Origin of the sequence: Streptococcus anginosus, from assembly GCF_001697145.1 — a bacterium.
Lineage (GTDB): Bacteria > Bacillota > Bacilli > Lactobacillales > Streptococcaceae > Streptococcus > Streptococcus hominis.
Genome location: NZ_CP012719.1, coordinates 194523 through 216879, shown reverse-complemented (window position 1 = coordinate 216879; position 22357 = coordinate 194523). Strand labels below are relative to the sequence as shown.

Genomic DNA, 22357 nt, shown 5'->3' with positions numbered 1-22357 from the left:
TAGAAAAAATTTACATAATTTTTGTTTTTCTTTTCTGACTGGCTTTACTTTAATATTAGTCTTTCTAGTTTAAAATTTTATATTTTACATAATTTTTTAAAATCATACTTCTACTTTATCTCAATGGAACAAAAAATCACCAAGTCAACACTTGATGATTCTTCATAGGTATTATTCAACTGTCACAGACTTAGCTAAATTCCGTGGTTTATCTACGTCAAGTCCACGATGCAATGTTGCAAAATAGGCAATCAACTGTGTCGGCACAACCATAGAAATTGGTGATAAATATGGATGAACAGACATCAAAACAATATCGTCCCCTTCTTTTGCCACGTTTTCTTCCACAATGGTCAAGACATTTGCACCACGCGCTACGACCTCTGACACATTTCCACGAGTATGGCTGGCCAATTGCTCGTCAGAAGAAATCAAGGCTAATACTGGCGTACCGTCTTCAATCAAGGAAATAGTTCCATGTTTTAATTCTCCTGCTGCAAATCCTTCACACTGAATATAAGAAATTTCTTTTAGCTTTAGACTAGCTTCCATAGCAACATAATAATCTTGACCACGACCGATATAGAAAGCATTGCGTGTTGTAGCGAGTAAATCACGCACTTTTTCGTCAATACCGTCTTTTTCAGATAGTGTAGCTTCAATTGCTTGCGCTACAATGGATAATTCATGCACTAAATCAAACGTTTTCGCTTTTTCATTGTCATTGGCATCGCCAACTGCTTTCGCAAGGAATGCTAGAGTCGCAATTTGTGCTGTGTAAGCTTTTGTAGAAGCAACCGCAATCTCTGGTCCTGCATGAAGTAGCATCGTGTGAGTCGCTTCACGAGACAACGTTGAACCCGGTACATTGGTTACAGTCAAGCTTGGAATTCCCATAGCATTGGCTTTGACCAAGACCTGACGGCTGTCGGCTGTTTCGCCAGATTGGCTAATCAAGATAAACATTGGTTTCTTGCTAAGCAATGGCCATCTGTAGCCCCACTCAGAAGAAATTCCCAATTCGACCGGTGTATCCGTTAATTCTTCTAGCATGCGCTTGGTCGCAAAACCAGCATGGTAAGATGTCCCAGCCGCAAGAATGTACAAACGGTCCGCTTCTTGAACAGCTTTGATAATGGCTGGATCTACTGAAACTTGATCATCTTCATCGGTGTAAGCTTGAATGAGTTTGCGCATCACAGTTGGCTGCTCATCAATCTCCTTCAACATGTAGTAAGGATAAGTGCCTTTACCAATGTCAGACAAATCAAGCTCTGCCGTGTAGCTTTCACGCTCAATAGGATTACCGTCATAGTCTTGCACTTGGACATTGTCTTTTGTCACAATGACCAATTCTTTGTCGTGAATTTCCATAAATTCACTTGTTTCACGAATCATTGCCATAGCATCTGAGCAGACCATATTGTAGCCTTCTCCTAAGCCAACCAAAAGAGGGGATTTATTTTTGGCAACATAAACTGTATCTGCATCTTTTGCATCAATCAAAGCAAAAGCATAAGAGCCTTCGATAATATGAAGAGCTTTTTTGAATGCTTCAAGAACTGATAAATCCTCTTCCTCAACGAATTTTCCAATCAAGTGAACCGCAATTTCTGTATCCGTTTGACCTTTTAAATCATGTCCAGCGAGATAAGTGTTCTTGATGTCAAGGTAATTTTCAATCACACCATTATGCACCAAAACAAAGCGTCCAGTTTGAGAAGTATGTGGATGCGCATTGCTTTCGCTTGGTTTTCCATGCGTTGCCCAGCGTGTATGCCCAATACCAGCAGTTCCAGCCACGTCAATTCCGATTTTTGCACGAAGATCAGCTATGCGACCAACTGATTTCACCAAACTAGATGTTTTTCCATTGGTCACAAAAATCCCAGCCGAATCATAACCCCGATATTCTAATTTTTCTAGACCTTGCATTAAAATATCTGTTGCATTTCGATTTCCAACAACTCCAACGATTCCACACATACTATTATTTATAGCAAACAACTTTCAGAAGTCTGCTATCTCCTCCTTCGTTTTATAAATTGGTATAGTCTAATCACAGCTATCCAAAACAAGCGAAATCAGTATATAATTTTATTGTGAATTTGTCAACAAGAAAATTGGTATAGTTCAAAAAGAAAGTATAGAGGAAATCAAAAGACTTTTAAACAGCTCATTCTCCTACCTGTACGGTTGATTCAGACATTTTTATTCACATTTTATGTTCCAGGAGCATTAGGTAATCACTTCAACAATCTTTTTTCAAACTAAAAATGAAAGAGAGTGAGACAGACAGCCATGATTGCTGCGCACTCATGGCTGTCTGTCTCAGCTTCTCTTCTTAAATATTATGACTTGTAAATTCCAAGTTTTATTTTTGGTTTTTGAATCGCTCAACATCACGTGCAATAACTAATTCTTCATCTGTAGGAATGACAAGCACTTTCACCTTAGCAGCATCACTTGAGATGATCCCTTCAGCTCCACGTACATTTTTTTCCGGTAAAATATCACAACCAAACCACGATAGACCTGAAATAACAGCTTCGCGCACCTCATCAGAATTTTCTCCGATGCCAGCTGTGAAAATAATCGCATCCGCACCATTTAAAACAGCAAAATATTGACCGATATGTTTTTGAATGCGATCAACAAAAATGTCAAAAGCCAGTTTACAATTATGATTGCCTTCATGCATTCCTGCAATAATGTCGCGCATATCACTTGATGTTTCAGATACTCCTAAAAGCCCAGACTGTTTGTTTAAAATATAATTGATGTCTTCTGGTGTATTAAAATCTTCTGTATGCTCTATCAAATAAGGAATAATCGCCGGATCAATATCCCCTGTGCGAGTTCCCATCATCACGCCACCTAGCGGAGTAAAGCCCATTGAAGTATCTACAGAAATTCCTTGATCAACCGCTGTAATGGAAGCACCATTCCCAATATGGCAAGTAATTAGCTTCAACTCTTCAAGTGGCTTTCCAAGCGCCTTTGCTGCTTCCTTGGCAACATACTGATGACTTGTACCATGAGCGCCATATTTCCGGACTTTGTTTTCTATATAATATTTGGTTGGCAATGGATAGCGGTAGGCTTTTTCTGGCATTGTTGTATGGAAAGATGTGTCAAATACAACAACACTTGTAATATCCGGTAACAATTCTTTAAAAGCACGAATTCCTGCTGCATTTGCTTTGTTATGAAGTGGTGCAAGAAGTGCTAATTCTTCTACTTTTTGAATCACCTCTTCGCTATCAACCAGTGCAGATTCTTTGAAGTATTCACCACCTGCCACGACACGATGACCAACACCCGTGATTTCATCATAGGATTTGATAATACCAAAGCGCATCAAGTCATCTAATAAAATTTTTACAGCTTGCGTATGGTCATCAATATCTAAAATTTGCTTTTCTGCACGACCGTCAAATTTCACTGTTGAAATGGAGTCTTTGAGACCAATCCGTTCAATCAGTCCTTTGGCAATGACTTTTTCAGCTGGCATTTCGTATAATTGCCATTTTAGACTTGAACTTCCAGCATTGATTGAAATTGTTTTTGACATAAATTACCTCTTTTAAGCGTTTTCATTTATTATATCAAAAACTTGTTTAAATTTCACTTTCTCTGCTCCAATTTTGAAACTTTTCGCTAAATTCCAATAAATCGTTCTGATCTTGCAAATCAGACAAAGCATAAACAAACGGTTGAACAGCTTGTTCTTCTTGCTTTTTCAGCACAAAAATTGTCTTGGCATAAGCGGCATTTCCAAAGAGTGCTTCTGGCAATGCAATCATCGCAACTATCTGGGCATGCTTTTGTAGCCATTTCTTCAATAAATCACTTTGTGAGCTGCTCAATAAATCATTGGGGGCAAGGAAAATAGCATAGCCATCTGGTTTGAGATACTTGAGCGATTGCTCCATTAACAGATGATGAGCATAGGTATGCTCTTGTGTACTAGCCACTTCATAGCGCGCCGCAATGTTATCATCAGGATAAAAGCCAACTGGTAAATCACTGATAATCACATCGCTTTCTTTCAATACTTGCGGGCGCACCGCATCACCTTGCACAAAACTAACTTTTGCATCCATCACATCTGCGATACTGGCTGATATATCAATTAACAGATCGTCCAATTCCAGCCCTAGATAATCCACGTTTTTTTGTGTATTATTGAGAATCGTCTCAGCTAAATTCCCCATTCCACTACCAATTTCTAAAATATCAATGTGTTCTTTTTTACTCAATTGATCAATGAGAAAGGTTAAGATAAATCCAATAGAATCTGGAGTGAATTGATGATTTGCTTGCAAAGGCTCTGTTTGAGCCGCTTTCATCAGCAAAAATTGGTATGCTCGTCGCCATTCTTCTTTGTTTAATTTCAACACTTTTAGTTTTTCATTGTTCTGTCGAACACTATCTAGTTCGATATTCCCGTCCAGATAGCTGCCATTTTGCTCTATCAAAGCATCATAAAAGCTCGTTAAAAGCTCATTTTGGATTTCTTGGACATTTTCTAACAAGAGCGCATAGGCCTGTTCAATTTTTTCAAAATTCATAGCATCCTCCGCTCCCTATCATACCAAAATTTAGCTTTTTTTGCGAGTTTACTCTGTTGCACGCACATCATTTATTCAATTCTTTACCCGTCTGCTTTACTTTTTCAGTCGGAAAGGAAAATTGATAACGGCGACCAGACTTCATTGTTACTGTCAGGATGAGCTCTTTCTCACCCTTTTGGTCTTGGACATGCCCTTTATCAAATTCTCTTTGCTTAGAATTTTCGTTGGCTAGAAGAGCCATTGCATAAGCCTGTGTTCGTTCTCGGTTTAGGGTGAAATTCCTGTGATTAGCAGTTTGACGATGAAGGTAAAATTGCAAAAGCAAGCTAAAAACTGCCGCTATAAAGAGGGCATAGAGCATAATGCCCGCTTTAACTTTCTGTTTCCACACGATAGACAAACTCCCTTTCTAATCCTCGCCTAAACGTCAGTCTGACATGAATCAGCTCATTTTTCTGTGAGATTTCTGCTTTTTTCACATCATAAACCATCGGCTGGTAACCTTTCCCATTCGCATTGGTTTTTCTAAAATCACGTCCACTTGACTTTCCAAATGCAATCACCTTGCCGTCCTGTTTCATATATAAACGATTATTCTCCACCTTTTCAAATGAAGAACGAGCCAACTCTGCTTCTAGTTGATCAGCAAACAAAAGCCATTCTCGTTGTTCACTATGTTGCCGGGCTTGAACTTCAAAAGCCAGAAGACGCGTCATTGACTGAAAAAGCAGCACACTTCCGCTGAGTACAAATAAGGCAATCAGAGCCTCTAAAAGGGTAAAAGCTTTCACTTTATTTGCCTTGAACACCGAGAATCAGCTCCTTCCCATGATAAATTTGAATACCTTGTTGACTTGTTTCAACACGCACTTCAATACCATTCATTGTCAAATGGCTTTGCTTTGTCTGCAAAGCCATTTTAGCTACCCTTAAAACTTCTTCTTCTCTAAGCAAGTCATTTTCTGCTTTTCGAGACTGGTGAATTTGTCCCAACAACAGGGTCACAATTGTCGCAAAAACAGCCAAAGCCAGCAGCGCCTCTAATAAAATTGTTCCTCTAACGCATTGTTTTCTTAAATTTTCCATTTCCTAGATATAATTGATACATAACTGTCTGCTTTTTTGTCTGAAAGACAATCTTTCCGAGCGATGAATTACCACCTGCCTTATCAAAATGAAGCGTCAAATCTTCTGGCGCTTGAATCGAACGAGGAACCGCCAAACGGTTGTAACCATTGGAAATCCTCTCGCGAGAAAAATTCATGTCCAATTGACTTTGAGCTGAACTGCTCAACTTCTGACTTTCCCGATAAAAATGCTCAAACTCCAGAAAGAAAATCTGCTCTTCCACCTGTTCAAAAGAAGAACGAACAGAGCCCGATACAGCAAGCAATAAGAAACTCGTTATAAATAAAGTCAGCAAACTTTCCAAAAGCGTAAATCCCTTAATCTGCAACGGAACGAGCTTCTTTTGTATGTTTCGCATAGTAAGCCTTATAAGATGCCGCTTGCTTGTCTGTAATCGTACCTTCGTTGACTAATTTTGAGAGTGTCGCTTTTTCATTAGTGTGATTGACCTCAAACAGCTCCGCTTGGCTTTCCACAACTTTTACCACCGCTGCATTTCCTTTTTCCGTCACCGCTTCTTTTTGCTTGGTCAAATTCGGTACAAATAAGAGCATCAAAACACTGATGATAAGAAGCACGACTAACATCTCTACTAAAGTAAAACCTTTAACCTTCAAACTTTTTAATTTTTTCATAATTGAACCTCCATATTTTGATAAATTGGCAGCAACATGGCTGCATACAACAATACAATCATTAAAGCCACAAAGACAAACACTAGTGGTTGGATGACATTCATCGCTTGGTGAACACGTTTAAAAAATGTCTCCCATGTTTTTTGAGCATAAACTTCTAATTCACGCCCCAATCTAGACTTCACTTCGCCGTATTCGATCATCAAGCCCAATTCCTTTTTAAAAAATGGGTATGTTTTAACCCTTTTCGAAAATTCCTGACCATTTTGCAGTGCAACTTCTAAATCTTTCCCAATTTCTTGAAACATAGCAGAGCGTTGTCCTTGCATCATCTGAAAAATCTGACTAAGTTCTAAACCTTGACCAATCATATTTCCCCATTCTCTCGCATAATAAGCTGTCAAATACGTTTGAATAAAAGCGCCAAAAAAGGGAAGGCGAGCTAACAAGCCAAATGTTGTTATTTTTGAGTTTTTTTGGAACCAATAAAAACCTATCGCTAACAAAACAAAGACTACTCCTAATGAACCCAGAAAAAGTTGCGGCAAATTACTGATAATCTGCGTTGCTACATTTTGACGATCGAGTTGCGGGAGTAAATAATTACGTAACCCCAGCATAATGAATATCAAAAAGACAAACAAAATAAAGGGATAAGTCGCCACTTCAACCAACTTTTTCTTAATTTTTGAGACATTTTCCAAGTATTCCTCAATCTTACTCAGGCTGAGTGAGAGATTTCCGTGTAATTCTGCCAGCGAAAGTTGTGTTACTACATTATCTGAAAAACCTAAGCTTGCCATGATGTCCGAAAAAGACTTTCCTGTTGACAACCCCTCTTTCATCCTGTCCACATAGACTTCTTCTAACAAGGCACTTCGCTTCAAAAAGTCGATAATTTCTGCCAAATGAAAGCCACTAGAAAAAAGATTATTCAGTAACTCTACGACCTTTTTCTGCTTAACTGTGGATAATTTTTTCCGCTTCTGCTTGTTCAAGATTGATATGTCCTGCTGCATGAAGCTGATCAATCTGCCTATTCCAGTCGATTGGCTCGTGTTCTTGATACTTTTCACTGACAAAATCCACTATTCCTCCTTTTGCAATTAAACGTTGGTAACAAATCCCTTGCAAGACAATTTTCAGCTCGGCTTCTGTCACTCCCAATTCCAACAACCGTTCATAGACACCTCGTACGCTTTTAGCATGAATGGTTGAAAAGACAGTCACTCCTGTCAAGCTAGCTCGGACAACAGCCCGTGCTGTCTCCCCATCTCGAATTTCTCCGATGATTAGCAAATCCGGTCGGTGCCGTAGAGAAAGTTTAATCAAATTTTCATAAGTCAAACCAATCGCTTCATTTAATTGCAACTGTAACATGCTAGGCTGCTTGATTTCAACAGGGTCTTCAATGGACATGATTTGCTGACCAGCAAAACGCTCTTGGGCGAGTTGGTGCATGAGAGTTGTTTTTCCACTCCCTACTGGTCCCGAAAAAAGATAAAGCCCTCGCTGTTTGAAGCGTTCTTTTAACTCTGGGATTTGAGCAAACCAAAACTTCAACTCTGCCTCTTCATCATGTAATAAACGAATCACCAGACTTTCATATCCACGATAATCCCCTACTGTTGACAGTCGTAGTGACGTTTGCTTGTCACCATATTGATAATCACAAGATCCTAACTGGCTTCTACGTTTTTCGCCGACATTCATTCCAGCGGTAAACTTGAAATGACTAATTACTGCTGCCATCTCTTCAAATGCATACTGTTGGATGAAACGCCGTTCATCGCCAATTCGCATGTATAGCTCATACATATTTTCTTTTGGAACAACGTAAATATCCTGAGCCTGTTCTTCCTTAGCTTGGCAAATAATAGCCTGTGCAATATTTTGAACCATATCTCCTCCTCACTTTATACTATTCGCAGAAGAAAATAAAAAATGGTGAAAAAATCACCATTTTGCAAATTATTTAAATGTTAGAGAGCAGGCACGATGTTCTTCTTCACTATTTTGTTTATTGTAGCCCGGCTGCATTTTTTCTTTAGGAATAACAGTATCATTTTCTAACAGAGCCAGAGAATGATACTGCTGAACAGAGTCGCCACATTCCTCGCACCAACGCAAATCTCCTGCATCCCAAAAAATAGACATCAAATCACTTCGACTTTTATAGAAAGGAAAAGAATCTGCCAACTTCAGCCATTGGCGTTTATAATATTTTAAAGCAGCATAATAGTTATCAAAATGCTGTACTGATACGATATTAGCTTCCCAGCCGTCGAAAAACCACCACGGTTCATCTTTGCCATACATTTCAATAACACGATACACCTGCTTCACCTCCCTTTGTTCTGTTTATTATACCGAAAATGTCATAATTTTCAATAAATATGCTCCATTATACCAGTTTTTTCGCCATTTGCTCAAAACTGTAGAAAAAAGTGGCATTATTCTGATTAGTCGTTTTTCATTCATCAAGAAAACGAGACTTTTTCTAAGCCTCGTTTCCAATTTATTAATATAAATCAAGATAGTTGTCTACTTCCCATTGGGAAACGAAAGTGGCATAGCTTGCCCATTCGATACGTTTTGCTTCTACAAAGCTTGTATAAATATGGTTCCCAAGTGCAGCTTTTACAACTTCATCTTCTGTCAGTGCTTTCACTGCATTATGTAGAGTAGAAGGAAGGTCTGTAATACCCGCTTCTTTGCGCTCTTCTGCTGTCATGACATAGATATTTTCTTCAATCGGAGCAGGGGCTTCGATTTTATTTTCAACCCCATGAAGTCCAACTTCAAGAAGAACCGCCATAGCAATATAAGGGTTAGCCATTGGGTCAACAGAGCGCAATTCCAAACGTGTTCCCATACCGCGTGAAGCTGGCACGCGAACAAGTGGAGAACGATTTCGTCCTGCCCAAGCAATATACACAGGAGCTTCATACCCCGGAACCAAACGTTTGTAAGAATTGACAGTTGGGTTCATGATAGCTGTATAATTGTAAGCATGCTTAATTAAGCCACCAAGAAAATAGTACGCTGTTTCTGATAATTGCATACCATTTGGATCTTCCGGATCAAAAAATGCATTCTGACCATCTTGATTAAAGAGTGACATATTACAGTGCATACCTGAACCGGCAATACCAAATTTTGGTTTCGCCATAAACGTTGCGTACAAACCATGCTTGCGAGCAATTGTTTTGACAACCAGTTTGAACAATTGAATCTTATCACAGGCACGGAGCACTTCATCGTATTTAAAGTCAATTTCGTGCTGACCGATTGCTACTTCATGGTGACTGGCCTCTACTTCAAATCCCATCGTTGTAAGGACATTGACGATTTCACGGCGTGTATTATCAGCCAGATCAGTCGGCGCAAGGTCAAAGTACCCACCCTTATCATTCACTTCAAGAGTTGGATCGCCATTCTCATCGAGTTTAAATAAGAAAAATTCTGGCTCAGGACCTAAATTAAAGGATTTGAATCCTAATTCTTCCATGTGACGTAAAGCGCGTTTTAAATTTCCACGTGGATCTCCTTTAAAAGGCGTTCCTTCCGTCGTATAGACATCGCAAATCAGTCCTGCGACACTTCCGTTTTCGTCTCCCCAAGGGAAAACCGTCCATGTATCCAAGTCAGGATAAAGGTACATATCTGACTCATTGATACGCACAAAACCTTCAATGGAAGAACCGTCAAACATTACTTTATTTGACAAAACTTTATTCAGCTGTTCATCGGTCGCTGGAATTTCAACGTTTTTCATCGTTCCTAAAACATCCGAAAACATCAAACGGATAAAGGTAACATTTTTTTCTTTCACTTCGCGACGAATGTCAGCTACTGTAATTGGCATGAGTATCTCCTTATGAAATTTAAAAAAATTGATATTGGTCAATGCATACGACCAAATGGTGGAAGGGAAGAAGCAAAGCGACCTTGTTGTAAAATGTCTTTATGAAGGGCTCGACGAACGTCTTTCTCACTCACCGGCTTCTTGTATTTCGCTTCGCGCTCGGCATATTTTCGCTTAATCGCAGCAATATTGTAACCTTCTGAAATGTAATCTTTAATCTCCAACAAGCGATCCATATCATTTAATGAATACATGCGGCGATTTCCTTCATTTCGATCAGGCTTGATCAATTCTTGATCTTCATAATAACGAATCTGACGTGCTGTCAAATCCGTCAATTTCATAACGCTACCAATAGGAAAAACAGCCATATTGCGACGAAATTCTTTTTCCTTCATTGCAAATTCCTTTCTTATACTCTATTATAATCTGAAAAAATTTCTATGTCAAGAACTCATGTTATATTTTCTAACATTATTCTTCGCTTTTTAATTTCAATACTTTCCGCAAGCGATCCACATCAGAATTGACCAGCATGGCAACGAAAACCCCCATGAACGTCTCAAAGACACGTGCAAATACATACAAAACTGTCTCTCCTGTGGGAATAGATAAAGTAATAATCAGCATGGCAGAAACACCACCAATCACTCCCGCTTTGTTGTTCATAGCGACATTTGTCATAATCGTTAACATCGTACAAAGAGGAACAACCAGTAAGGTCACCCAAAACTGCTCATGAAACAGGTTATTGATGAGAAAGAAGAGCAAGGCATACAAACCACCAATACTATTTCCTAAAATACGAGAGGTTCCAAAATGGACGCTCTTATCAAAATCTTCGCGCAAACTGAAAACAGCTGTCAGAGCACCAATCTGTAACCCTTTCCAGCCAAAAAGCCCAAAGACAAGCAGAACAATAAAAACCGCGACCCCCGTTTTAAAGGTTCGCATTCCTAATTTAAATTTCGACTTATCAAACTTATACTTCTTAAAATAACCCATTCACGCATTTCCTTTTATCTTTATTCTAACATATTTTAGAGAAAAGATAATGAACTTTCTTATGGAATTATATTTTTCCAATAAAAAAAGTGGAACAACTAACTATTCCACTTTCATTATTTAATGATTTCTATGTATAGGAAAAGTTTATCAATAAGGGTAAATATAAGTTACCTTTCCATAAAATATTGTAGGGTCAAACCAACCACGGTAATTGTTAACTTGTTTTTGACCTTTGTAATTTGACTCCAGCACTTGAATTGCGCGATTATTTGCCACAGCTGTTACATAGGCTACATGTCCAAATTGACCGCCATCCCAAACAGCAATGGCTCCAACTTGAGGAGTTGTTCCTATACGAAAGCCTGAGTATGCAGCATTGGCAACCCAATCTTTTGCATTTCCCCACCAATTACTAGCCCAAGGTGCCAATGTTTTTACACCCCAAGCGCATTGACCAACTGGATAAGAGTTTCCTGTTGTTGTAGGCGTATTTAGTACCACATCCTCTGTATCAGAACTTGGACCTGCACTTGTAGCAGTTGGTTGTGCTACTGCATTTGTCTGACTAACAGTAGTAGCCGTTGGGCCATTTACTTGTAACGTATCTACAGGAAGGATAGTATCGTAAATTATTTTTCCATTTTTTGCCGCTAAATCATAGGGACTCATTCCAAATTTTGTCGCAATATCATAAAATGAATCACCATATTGAACTGTATAGGCATCTGCTTTAGCTGTGTTTTTACTTACTATCAACAATAAAACAGCTGCTGAGAGCCCAACTGTAAACTTGCCTATATGGGGATACTTAGATAATTGACTGACTTTCATAACCTTCTCCTTTTTCTATTTCCTATCCTATATTACTATATAATTATTGCATAAATTTTAATCCTATATTTTGAAATCATTACAAAAAATAAGGTTAAAAGACAGAAGCTTAAAATCTATCTTTTAGCCTTATTAAAATAGCCATAAATTAACGGAAAATCTCAAGTCAATCCAACCAAAACTTAGTCATTCTCCTCTGTTTTCCGTTTTAACTGTCCTAAGCCTAAAACACTTAACAATGCAGCTACTCCCAAGTAAGGCATATAGCTCACACTCGTTCCTGTTCTTGGAAGGCTTGGAACAGCTAAAGCATGAAGTGCCTGCTTCGGTTTAGCTGGAGTTGATGGGGTTGATGGGGTTGGAGTTTTCGGTTTTGGTGTCGTTGTACGAACTGTATTAGATGCGTAAGTCACACCATTAACCGTATTTACATAGGTATTTTCAAAAGTGCCAACTACAATCCGTTTCATTTGGACATAGCTTTCGGCTTGGAAGGCTGAATCAACTGAAACAGAGCGTAAGAAATCTTCCTTGAATTTAATCGTAATGATCCCTTTAACTGAATCAACTTCTGCTTCCGTATACTTCGTTAAATCATCACCTGATTTGATAACTGTTCCATCTTTAAGAGTCATATCAACCTTGGCAAAGACCTTATACTGACCAGTATATTGATCGCCTGTTTGATCATAATCATCAGAGAAACTATATTCAAAGAGCTCTTCTGAATGATTGGAAGGAATGATACCACCGATTAAACGGTAATTAAAGACTGTATTTAACGGAAGTGTTTGACCATCCACATTGTTGGTGTCTGCGGGATCCAATGTTAAAGTGACATCCTTTTTAGGATCAATTTTAGGGACATTATTCGTGACAATATTGGATTCATAACCATTGCCAAAGTCAATTTGGTAGGCTCGGTTTTCATAGCTGCCACCTGTTTGACCCATTTGTGCTTTCACCACCATCGGAGAGACAAGCGTCAAATTGATGCCCGTTTTAACATAAGTATCATAAAACGCTTGTGAATCATCTGCCGTAAAGACTTGGAAAGCACCTTTAGGATGAATACGGGCTTTGGTAAGCATATCTTTAACTGCTTGAGGTGCAGTCTCCACACTCTTATAATGAGCGACGCTGACACCTGTTACAGGATTTCCATTAGCATCTTTCATCGTCACTAAATCCTGACGTAAATCCAGTGCTTCTTCTGGATAATCATCAACATAATAGAACCCTTTTTGAATGGTATCCGCTGACGATTTATCTCCTTTGTATTGATCCAAATCCCAAGTCAGCTCATAATAGTTGGTTGATCCTGCAAGAACAGTTTTCCCATCAATCACCACACCATCTTTGTTCTTGTTTACCTTGTTTGGTTTGATGTAGTTGTTACTTGGATTATCCGGATCGTTTGGTTTGCCCGGTGTTGTCACACGAACGATATTGGATTTAATTCCATAAGCATCATTGACTGTCAGCGTGAAGTTATTCTTATAAGTTGCACCATCATTAAGGACTTGTCCCACTACGGTCGGATAAACCGTTGCTACTGACTTGGTCAGATCCGCATTAAAAGAAGCTAAAGTTTGTGCAGTTGCTTTGAAGGTAACTGTATTCGTCGCTGAATCATAGCTAACATCAAAGCCAGGACTAGCTACTTTCGTTGCCTCAAGATCCAATTGATAGCCAGAGGGTAATGGATCGGCTAAAACAAAGGAAGTCGTCTTATCCCGTCCAGCTGGTAGATCAGCCGTCTTCAACTGAAACTTAACGATAGACTGTTTAGCTACCAGCGTTTTATCAATATTCGCATCATTATTATTTTTAATTTCTTTATTGACTTGTGGCTGTACGGCTAACTTAAAGTAATGGTAGTGAACAGTCGGTACAGCCCGAGCCGGAGGCGTCTTCTTATAGACAGGATCTGCTGGTGGCGTTGGTAACACCTCATAAGTTGGTTCAGCAGGTTTGTTTGGTTCCGGTTGATCTGGTGTTGGGGTTGGCGGTGTTGGCTCTGCCTCATAGCTTGGCTCAACAGGAGCCGGCTCTATTGGTTTTTCAGTCTCATAAGTTGGTTCTGTCGGCTTATTGGGCTCTTCCTTGTCCGGAGTTCTGGTTGGCGGTGTTGGCTTTGCTTCATAGGTCGGAGCTACTGGATCTGGCTCTATTGGTTTTTCGGTCTCATAAGTCGGCTCTGTCGGCTTATTGGGCTCTTCCTTGTCCGGAGTTCTGGTTGGCGGTGTTGGCTTTGCTTCATAAGTCGGAGCTACTGGAGCCGGCTCTATTGGTTTTTCGGTCTCATAAGTCGGCTCTGTCGGCTTATTGGGCTCTTCCTTGTCCGGAGTTCTGGTTGGCGGTGTTGGCTTTGCTTTATAAGTCGGAGCTACTGGAGCCGGCTCTATTGGTTTTTCGGTCTCATAAGTGGGTTCTGTCGGCTTATTGGGCTCTTCCTTGTCCGGAGTTCTGGTTGGCGGTGTTGGCTTTGCTTCATAAGTCGGAGCTACTGGAGCCGGCTCTATTGGTTTTTCGGTCTCATAGGTTGGTTGAGCGGGAGATGTTGGTTCCACCGGTGGTGTTGGTTTTTCCTTGGTCACCTTAGGAACATTAACCGCACGAATCTTACCATTGAGGGAGTACCAAATATTTGGTTTTTTCCCTTCTGTATTGTCTTTTCCGTTGACTTTAGGCATTTCAGAAACGGACATTACATTTGTTGCGGAGGTTGCACCTACTGTAACTTTGTTATTAGACCCAGACATCTTAATAGCACCTGCACCATACCAGGAGTTAGGGGCATCTGAAGTATCCCAACCAGAACCTGATTGACTGTTCTTATACATAGTCCAACGGGCACCGCCTTCACCCTGTTTAAAGTTTAGGGTATCCGTTGCATAAATCATACCATTTTTCTCACCAATGGATGACCCTGAAATTTTAACGAATTTACCTGTATAATCTTTAGCCATTTCAATAGAATTATGTTCACGATTAAGAGAAGCTACTGATAGCAGGGCATTGTCAAAGTTGATCGGATTTCCCTCTTCGTCATAAAAAGTAAATTCATTTTTAATGAAGATGGAAGTATTTTGCTCTACCTGACCAGTATAAGCGGAAGCAAAAACACCTAAAGTTGGATCAGTGAAAATACCTAACCAAACCTTTTGACCCTTAAATTTTGATTCAGGGTCTACTGTATACTTGTAAACAATTTTAGAAATCTTTTTACCATTATAGTAGGAATTTTGAAGATTAGTATAGGTTGCCGTAGCACTTTGACCGCGCTCTAAGAGTACAGAACCCCACTTTGCCACACCAGAACTGCTGACTGTTGTAGTCCAACCTGCTTTAGTGCCAAAATTACCATAAAGTTCCATAGATGAAGCCACATCATCAACCTGCTCTAAGTTGCTTATATCTAAATCATCTAACTGCAGGATCTTTTGATCATATTTTCCTTTTGACGTACTTTTGCTAAATGCATCATCCACAGCAGAAGCCTTAAGGAACTTCCCATTTGTTGTCAAAGATAGATTTGCATTTGGTTCAAGATCGTAGACCAAGCTTTGAGCAGAAGGTTCAGTTAAGTTCCCATCTTCATTTTTATGTTTTTCTAGTTCAGCTAGCGCTGCCTTAATAGCTGCCTGTTCATCTTCATAGGCTTTGAGCTTGCTTGGATATTCAGCTAGATCTTTTTGATATTTAGCAAGATCCGCTTGGTATTGAGCTAATTTAGCTTCATAATCTGCTTTTGCGATTGTATTGCGCTGTTTGATGGCTTTGTTTTCTGCTGTAATCGCTGCATTGGCCACTGTATTTTCTGCTACTGCTTTTTCATAGGCAGCCTTAGCTTCGGCATTGGCTTTTTGAACACGAGCCAGCTCTGTTTGATAAGCTGCCAGCTTGGCTTGGTAATCTGCTTCGTTATCGGCATTAGCTTTTTTCACCGCAGCTAAATCCGCTTGATATTGAGCTAATTTAGCTTCATAATCTGCTTTTGCGATTGTATTGCGCTGTTTGATGGCTTTGTTTTCTGCTGTAATCGCTGCATTGGCCACTGTATTTTCTGCTACTGCTTTTTCATAGGCAGCCTTAGCTTCGGCATTGGCTTTTTGAACACGAGCCAGCTCTGTTTGATAAGCTGCCAGCTTGGCTTGGTAATCTGCTTCGTTATCGGCATTAGCTTTTCGGATAGCCGCTAAATCAGCTTGATATTGGGCTAATTTAGCTGCGTATTCAGCTTTTGCTGTTGCATTGCGCTGTTTGATGGCTTCGTTTTCTGCTGTAATCGCTGCATTGGCTGCTGTATTTTCTGCTACTGCTTTTTCATAGGCAGCCTTAGCTTCGGCATTGGCTTTTTGAACACGTTCTAATTCTGCTTGATAGGCGGCTAATTGGGTTTGATAATCTGCTTCGTTATCGGCATTAGCTTTTCGGATAGCCGCTAAATCAGCTTGATATTGGGCTAATTTAGCTGCGTATTCAGCTTTTGCTGCTGCGTTGGCGGCATTAATCCGTTCAACCTCTGCTTTGTGAGCAGCCATATCCTTCTCATATTGTTCTTTAGTTGCTTGATTTTCAGCGTTGATCTTAGAAACTTCTGCTTCATGAGCGGCTACATCCGACTTATATTGATCTGTCGTTTTCTTGATGTCTTCAGCTTGTTTGGCATAGTCTTCTTTAATTTCAGTTTCTTTTTGATCCGCCTCTTGAGCTGTTTTTACCGTCCCTTTATCAACAGTTTCATCTTGGACAACATTAACACCAGCAGCTTGAGCATTATTTATTGCTTGATTAACATCAGTTTTAGGCACTTCTACTGGCATGGAGCCATTTGACTCTCCAGCTTGTTTTTGACTCTGTTCTGCTTCATTGCTCGCATTTCCTTGAGCATCTGGCAAATTAGTGGCTGGATTGCCTGTTTGGGTTCCAACCACAGCTGTGGTATCTACTTTACTTGTCGTTGTTGTCGTTTCATCAGCAAAAACATGTTGTCCTGCCATAGAAACCGCTGCTACGGTCCCTAGAACAGCGCCACAAAGCGTTTTGCTAATTTTACTTTTACGAAAACCAAATACTTCTCTTTTTTGCATTTTTCTTCCTTATTTCAAATTATTAGATTGTTCAAATTACTTTAAATTTGACACTTATTATATTTTAGCAACTTTTCAAAACATTTACAAGTGTGTAGCACACTCTTTCAATCCTTTACTTATTTTATTTCAAAACCGTGAATACAGCAAATTAAAATACAGAAACTAGCTAGTTTATTTACAAAATATAAAAAAGGCGGAAAAACCGCCTTCTGTTAAAATTATTTTTCGGTAAGTGCTGCAAGTCCTGGTAACTCTTTACCTTCGAGAAGCTCCATGCTAGCGCCGCCACCTGTAGAGATCCATGAAAACTTGTCTGCTCGACCAAGATTGATAGCTGCAGCAGCTGAGTCACCACCACCGATGATAGATTTCACGCCTGGTTGTTTCACGATAGCGTCCATGACACCGATTGTACCAGCTTGGAAGTCAGGATTTTCAAAGACACCCATTGGACCATTCCAAACAACTGTTTTCGCACCAGTCAATTCTTGGTCAAATTTAGCGATTGATTTAGGACCGATATCAAGTCCAAGGAAACCAGGGTCTACTGCTTCACCTTCAGTATCTTTTACTTCAGTGTAGTCCGCAAAAGCATTGGCTTCTTTCGAGTCAACTGGCAAAATCAATTTACCGTTTGCTTTTTCAAGCAGAGCTTTCGCAACCTCCAACTTATCTTCTTCTACAAGTGAGTTACCGATTTCGATACCTTGTGCTTTGTAGAAAGTATAAGTCATACCACCACCGATAAGGACTTTATCAGCTTTTTCAAGAAGATTTTCGATAACACCAATCTTGTCTGATACTTTAGAACCACCTAGGATTGCTACAAATGGACGAACTGGATTTTCAACAGCTTCTTTGATATAAGCAATTTCGTTTTCAAGAAGGAAACCTGCAACTGCTTTGTCCACATTAGCAGAAATACCAACATTTGAAGCGTGAGCACGGTGAGCTGTACCAAATGCATCATTTACAAAGATACCGTCTCCAAGGCTTGCCCAATATTTACCAAGTTCTGGATCGTTTTTAGATTCTTTCTTGCCGTCAACATCTTCAAAACGAGTGTTTTCAACAAGAAGAACTTCACCGTCTTTAAGGGCATTGATCGCTGCTTCAAGCTCTGCTCCACGAGTTACTCCTGGAAGGAAAGCAACATCTTGACCTAATTTTTTAGCTAAATCAGCCGCAACTGGTGCAAGAGATTTTCCTTCTTTATCAGCTTCTTCTTTCACACGTCCAAGGTGAGAGAAAAGAATAGCACGTCCACCATGTTCAAGGATATACTTGATTGTTGGAAGAGCAGCTGAGATACGGTTATCATTTGTGATAACTCCGTCTTTAAGCGGCACATTGAAATCAACGCGAACAAGGACTTTTTTGCCTTTCAATTCAACGTCTTTAACAGTAAGTTTTGCCATGTTACAAAAACTCCTTTTTCTATTTTATACGAAACTATTATATCATATTTTCTAAAAGTTTTCTTGATATAAGGAAAGTTTTCACAAAATAATTTTGAACATGAAAAGAGCCGAGAAGGCTCGACTCTTTATTATTCTACTGGAGTGGTTTCTTCCACAGGTCCTGTTACAGTTGCATCTTCGATAATTTCGACTTCATTGACAGCTTGTGGTTCAAGGTTACGGTAACGAGCCATACCTGTACCAGCTGGGATGATTTTACCAATGATAACATTTTCTTTGAGACCAAGCAAGTGGTCTTTCTTACCACGGATAGCCGCATCTGTGAGGACACGAGTGGTTTCTTGGAAGGAAGCCGCTGACAAAAAACTATTGGTTTCAAGAGATGCTTTAGTAATTCCCATAAGGACTGGACGAGCAGTTGCCGGAACTCCTCCAGAGATGACCACATCACGGTTAGCATCGGTAAAGTCTGTGATATCCATGAGTGTACCCATGAGAAGGTCTGTATCTCCTGGATCCATGACACGCACTTTGCGAATCATTTGACGAACCATTACCTCGATGTGCTTGTCACCGATTTCTACCCCTTGGCTGCGGTAAACTTTTTGTACTTCAGCAAGCAAGTAAGTTTCAACAGACAAGACATCACGAACAGCCAGCAAGTGCTTAGGTTGGATAGAACCTTCTGTCAGAGCAGCGCCACGAGAGATTTTATCCCCTACTGCTACTTTCATACGAGCTGTAAATGGTACTACATATTCCCCTTCACCAGTTGCCCCTTTAACAAAGACTTTCTTAGTCCGAGTAGAAGCGTCTTCTTCAATCGCAGTCACCTCGCCTTTGACTTCAGTAATAACTGCTTCCCCTTTCGGATTGCGGGCTTCAAAGATTTCTTGGACACGAGGAAGACCTTGTGTGATATCGGTATTAGACGCAACACCACCCGTGTGGAAAGTACGCATTGTAAGCTGTGTACCAGGTTCACCGATAGATTGAGCAGCAATCGTTCCGACTGCCTCACCGACTTCAACCGCATCGCCCGTTGCCAAGTTGATACCGTAACAACGACGGCAAACCCCATGACGTGTATTACATGTAAAGACAGAGCGAATAGTGACTTCTTCGACACCAGCGCTAACAATCTCATGCGCCATATCTTCTGTAATCAATACATCTGGACCAACGATGATTTCGCCTGTTTCAGGATGTTTAACCGATTTCTTCGTATAACGACCAATCAAGCGTTCTTCTAATGGCTCAATCATTTCTTTACCATCAGTAATTGAGCGGATAACAAGACCACGATCGGTTCCACAGTCGTCTTCACGGATAATCACATCTTGCGCCACATCAACCAAACGGCGAGTCAGATAACCTGAGTCAGCTGTTTTAAGGGCTGTATCAGTCATCCCTTTACGAGCACCGTGAGTAGAGAAGAACATTTCCAAAACAGACAAACCTTCACGGAAGTTAGATAGAATAGGCAATTCCATGATGCGGCCATTAGGAGCAGCCATCAAACCACGCATACCAGCAAGTTGTGAGAAGTTAGAAATGTTACCACGGGCTCCAGAATCCATCATCATAACGATTGGATTCTTAGGATCTTGGTTGGCAACCAAACGTTTTTCCAATTTTTCACGAGCTGCACGCCATTCAGCAGTAACTGCATTGTAGCGTTCATCGTCTGTAATCATACCACGGCGGAATTGTTTGGTGATTTGTTCTACACGTTTGTGGGACTCTTCGATAATTTCTGCCTTATCTTCAACGACCGGAATATCAGCAATCCCTACTGTCAAGCCTGCTAACGTTGAATGATGATAGCCGAGATCTTTCAAACGGTCAAGGAAAGCAGATGTTTCAGTTGTACGGAAGCGTTTGAAGATTTCAGCGATGATATTTCCAAGATTTTTCTTCTTGAATGGCACATTTAATTCCAGCTTACTGATAGCTGCTTTGACATCTTGACCAGGTTCTAAGAAATACTTAGCTGGCACACCTTCTGCCATGTTTGAGGCATTTGGCTCTTGCAAATATGGTAATTCATCTGGCATGATATCATTGAAAAGAATCTTACCCACTGTTGTCAAGAGGATCTTGTGTTTTTGATTTTCTGTCCATGGTTTGTTTAAACTATCCGTCGCAATCCCAACACGCGTATGTAAGTGAACATAGCCATTACGGAGAGCCATTACAGCTTCATCACGGTCTTTAAAGACCATTCCTTCTCCTTCACGACCAGCTTCTTCCATAGTCAGATAGTAGTTCCCCAAGACCATATCCTGTGAAGGGGTTACTACTGGCTTCCCGTCTTTTGGATTGAGGATGTGCTCAGCTGCCAGCATGAGAATCCGTGCTTCTGCTTGGGCTTCTTCTGACAAGGGCACGTGGATCGCCATTTGGTCTCCATCAAAGTCGGCATTATAAGCTTCACACACAAGTGGGTGCAAACGAAGAGCTTTTCCGTCAATCAAAACTGGCTCAAACGCTTGAATTCCTAATCTGTGAAGCGTCGGTGCGCGGTTAAGGAGCACTGGGTGTTCTTTAATCACATCTTCTAAAATATCCCAGATGCGTTCATCATTCCGTTCTACCAAGCGCTTAGCAGCTTTGACATTTTGCACAATATCACGCGCGACAATTTCACGCATGACAAATGGCTTGAAAAGCTCAATAGCCATTTCACGTGGCACACCACATTGGTACATCTTGAGTGTCGGACCAACTGCAATAACCGAACGTCCTGAGAAATCAACCCGTTTACCCAGCAAGTTTTGACGGAAACGACCTTGTTTCCCTTTGAGCATGTGACTCAATGATTTGAGCGGGCGGCTACCTGGTCCAGTAATAGGACGACCACGACGACCATTGTCAATCAAAGCATCAACCGCTTCTTGCAACATCCGCTTTTCATTTTGCACGATGATTCCAGGAGCATTTAGTTCCAAAAGACGTGCCAAACGATTATTCCGATTGATAACACGACGGTAAAGGTCATTCAAGTCAGAAGAAGCGAAGCGCCCACCATCCAACTGAAGCATTGGACGTAAGTCTGGCGGAATAACTGGCAAGATGTTTAAGACCATCCATTCTGGTTTGTTACCAGATTTTTGGAAGGCATCTAAAACATCCAAACGACGAATAGCCTTGACACGTTTTTGTCCAGTTGCCGTTTTTAATTCATCTTTGAGCTCTGCAATTTCTTTTTCCAAATCTACTTGTTTCAAGAGATCTTGAATTGCTTCAGCACCCATTTTTGCAACAAAGGAGCCTTGACCATATTCCCGTAAGCGTTCACGATATTCCCGCTCCGTCATAATGGATTTGTGCTCAAGTGGTGTATCTTTAGGATCAATCACCACATAAGCTGCAAAATAGATGACTTCCTCAAGGGCACGAGGGCTCATGTCCAAGGTCAAGCCCATTCGGCTTGGGATTCCTTTAAAATACCAAATATGAGAGACAGGTGCTTTCAACTCAATATGTCCCATACGTTCACGACGAACTTTAGTACGAGTTACTTCAACACCACAACGGTCACAAATGATTCCTTTATAACGAATCCGTTTATATTTTCCACACGCACATTCCCAGTCTTTCGTAGGACCAAAGATGACTTCATCAAAAAGCCCTTCGCGTTCTGGTTTTAGTGTGCGGTAGTTAATTGTTTCAGGTTTCTTCACTTCCCCATAAGACCAAGAGCGGACTTTACTAGGAGAAGCTAGGGTGATTTGCATACTTTGAAAACGATTTACATCAACCACTATTTCTTACCTTTCTTTATTAT

General features: G+C 40.4%; 18 protein-coding genes. All 18 read right to left on the bottom strand.

What is annotated here, in order from left to right; translation table 11 throughout:
• Positions 1-171: 171 nt before the first annotated feature.
• The 18 genes from glmS to rpoC all read right to left on the bottom strand — a co-directional run bounded on the left by glmS (position 172) and on the right by rpoC (position 22334).
• On the bottom strand, positions 172-1986 hold the full coding sequence (gene glmS, locus SanJ4206_RS01100) for a glutamine--fructose-6-phosphate transaminase (isomerizing) (protein WP_003028480.1): 1815 nt from the start codon (positions 1984-1986) through the stop codon (positions 172-174).
• 388 nt (positions 1987-2374) lie between these two features.
• Complete coding sequence (locus SanJ4206_RS01095) at positions 2375-3574, bottom strand: acetate kinase (RefSeq protein ID WP_003028479.1); 1200 nt, start codon at positions 3572-3574, stop codon at positions 2375-2377.
• A gap of 46 nt (positions 3575-3620) precedes the next feature.
• On the bottom strand, positions 3621-4574 hold the full coding sequence (locus SanJ4206_RS01090) for a class I SAM-dependent methyltransferase (protein ID WP_003028478.1): 954 nt from the start codon (positions 4572-4574) through the stop codon (positions 3621-3623).
• 67 nt (positions 4575-4641) lie between these two features.
• On the bottom strand, positions 4642-4968 hold the full coding sequence (gene comGG / locus SanJ4206_RS01085; protein WP_003028477.1) for a competence type IV pilus minor pilin ComGG: 327 nt from the start codon (positions 4966-4968) through the stop codon (positions 4642-4644).
• Positions 4949-5386, bottom strand: a complete 438-nt coding sequence (comGF, locus tag SanJ4206_RS01080; RefSeq protein ID WP_003028476.1) for a competence type IV pilus minor pilin ComGF — start codon at positions 5384-5386, stop codon at positions 4949-4951. Before comGF ends, comGG begins: the two co-directional genes overlap by 20 nt.
• The gene (comGE, locus tag SanJ4206_RS01075; RefSeq protein ID WP_003028475.1) at positions 5370-5663 is read right to left on the bottom strand and encodes a competence type IV pilus minor pilin ComGE; all 294 of its coding nucleotides are present in this window, start codon (positions 5661-5663) and stop codon (positions 5370-5372) included. The genes comGF and comGE overlap by 17 nt, the downstream gene beginning before the upstream one ends.
• The gene (comGD, locus tag SanJ4206_RS01070) at positions 5635-6063 is read right to left on the bottom strand and encodes a competence type IV pilus minor pilin ComGD (protein WP_037582611.1); all 429 of its coding nucleotides are present in this window, start codon (positions 6061-6063) and stop codon (positions 5635-5637) included. The genes comGE and comGD overlap by 29 nt, the downstream gene beginning before the upstream one ends.
• Complete coding sequence (gene comGC / locus SanJ4206_RS01065) at positions 6023-6340, bottom strand: competence type IV pilus major pilin ComGC (protein WP_003028473.1); 318 nt, start codon at positions 6338-6340, stop codon at positions 6023-6025. Before comGC ends, comGD begins: the two co-directional genes overlap by 41 nt.
• A complete protein-coding gene (comGB, locus tag SanJ4206_RS01060; RefSeq protein WP_003028472.1) occupies positions 6337-7359 on the bottom strand; it encodes a competence type IV pilus assembly protein ComGB in 1023 nt (340 codons plus the stop codon). The genes comGC and comGB overlap by 4 nt, the downstream gene beginning before the upstream one ends.
• Positions 7301-8242, bottom strand: coding sequence for a competence type IV pilus ATPase ComGA (gene comGA / locus SanJ4206_RS01055; RefSeq protein WP_003028470.1), 942 nt, complete (start codon positions 8240-8242; stop codon positions 7301-7303). Before comGA ends, comGB begins: the two co-directional genes overlap by 59 nt.
• A 69-nt stretch (positions 8243-8311) precedes the next feature.
• Positions 8312-8677 (bottom strand): DUF1033 family protein, encoded by a 366-nt coding sequence (locus tag SanJ4206_RS01050; protein ID WP_022525291.1) that lies wholly within the window; start codon positions 8675-8677, stop codon positions 8312-8314.
• A gap of 184 nt (positions 8678-8861) precedes the next feature.
• Complete coding sequence (gene glnA / locus SanJ4206_RS01045) at positions 8862-10208, bottom strand: type I glutamate--ammonia ligase (protein WP_022525292.1); 1347 nt, start codon at positions 10206-10208, stop codon at positions 8862-8864.
• A gap of 38 nt (positions 10209-10246) precedes the next feature.
• Positions 10247-10606 carry a MerR family transcriptional regulator gene (locus SanJ4206_RS01040; RefSeq protein ID WP_003028467.1) on the bottom strand — a complete coding sequence of 120 codons (360 nt, stop codon included), beginning with the start codon at positions 10604-10606 and terminating at the stop codon, positions 10247-10249.
• Between the two features lie 76 nt (positions 10607-10682).
• Entirely contained in the window at positions 10683-11213 is a 531-nt protein-coding gene (locus SanJ4206_RS01035; protein ID WP_003028466.1) for an FUSC family protein, read from the bottom strand.
• Between the two features lie 150 nt (positions 11214-11363).
• A complete protein-coding gene (locus tag SanJ4206_RS01030; RefSeq protein ID WP_003028465.1) occupies positions 11364-12047 on the bottom strand; it encodes a CHAP domain-containing protein in 684 nt (227 codons plus the stop codon).
• Positions 12048-12229: 182 nt separating this feature from the next.
• The gene (locus SanJ4206_RS01025; protein ID WP_157622002.1) at positions 12230-17143 is read right to left on the bottom strand and encodes an antigen I/II family LPXTG-anchored adhesin; all 4914 of its coding nucleotides are present in this window, start codon (positions 17141-17143) and stop codon (positions 12230-12232) included.
• A 221-nt stretch (positions 17144-17364) separates the two neighbouring features.
• Entirely contained in the window at positions 17365-18564 is a 1200-nt protein-coding gene (locus SanJ4206_RS01020) for a phosphoglycerate kinase (RefSeq protein WP_003029436.1), read from the bottom strand.
• 131 nt (positions 18565-18695) lie between these two features.
• Positions 18696-22334 carry a DNA-directed RNA polymerase subunit beta' gene (gene rpoC, locus SanJ4206_RS01015; protein ID WP_003038969.1) on the bottom strand — a complete coding sequence of 1213 codons (3639 nt, stop codon included), beginning with the start codon at positions 22332-22334 and terminating at the stop codon, positions 18696-18698.
• Positions 22335-22357 lie beyond the last annotated feature (23 nt).

Excerpts from the sequence above, each read along its gene's own strand:
- glmS (WP_003028480.1), bottom strand. The coding sequence starts at position 1,986 with ATGTGTGGAATCGTTGGAGTTGTTGGAAATCGAAATGCAACAGATATT.
- SanJ4206_RS01095 (WP_003028479.1), bottom strand. The coding sequence starts at position 3,574 with ATGTCAAAAACAATTTCAATCAATGCTGGAAGTTCAAGTCTAAAATGG.
- SanJ4206_RS01090 (WP_003028478.1), bottom strand. The coding sequence starts at position 4,574 with ATGAATTTTGAAAAAATTGAACAGGCCTATGCGCTCTTGTTAGAAAAT.
- comGE (WP_003028475.1), bottom strand. The coding sequence starts at position 5,663 with ATGGAAAATTTAAGAAAACAATGCGTTAGAGGAACAATTTTATTAGAG.
- comGD (WP_037582611.1), bottom strand. The coding sequence starts at position 6,063 with ATGCGAAACATACAAAAGAAGCTCGTTCCGTTGCAGATTAAGGGATTT.
- comGC (WP_003028473.1), bottom strand. The coding sequence starts at position 6,340 with ATGAAAAAATTAAAAAGTTTGAAGGTTAAAGGTTTTACTTTAGTAGAG.
- comGB (WP_003028472.1), bottom strand. The coding sequence starts at position 7,359 with ATGCAGCAGGACATATCAATCTTGAACAAGCAGAAGCGGAAAAAATTA.
- comGA (WP_003028470.1), bottom strand. The coding sequence starts at position 8,242 with ATGGTTCAAAATATTGCACAGGCTATTATTTGCCAAGCTAAGGAAGAA.
- glnA (WP_022525292.1), bottom strand. The coding sequence starts at position 10,208 with ATGCCAATTACAGTAGCTGACATTCGTCGCGAAGTGAAAGAAAAAAAT.
- SanJ4206_RS01040 (WP_003028467.1), bottom strand. The coding sequence starts at position 10,606 with ATGAAGGAAAAAGAATTTCGTCGCAATATGGCTGTTTTTCCTATTGGT.
- SanJ4206_RS01035 (WP_003028466.1), bottom strand. The coding sequence starts at position 11,213 with ATGGGTTATTTTAAGAAGTATAAGTTTGATAAGTCGAAATTTAAATTA.
- SanJ4206_RS01030 (WP_003028465.1), bottom strand. The coding sequence starts at position 12,047 with ATGAAAGTCAGTCAATTATCTAAGTATCCCCATATAGGCAAGTTTACA.
- SanJ4206_RS01025 (WP_157622002.1), bottom strand. The coding sequence starts at position 17,143 with ATGCAAAAAAGAGAAGTATTTGGTTTTCGTAAAAGTAAAATTAGCAAA.
- SanJ4206_RS01020 (WP_003029436.1), bottom strand. The coding sequence starts at position 18,564 with ATGGCAAAACTTACTGTTAAAGACGTTGAATTGAAAGGCAAAAAAGTC.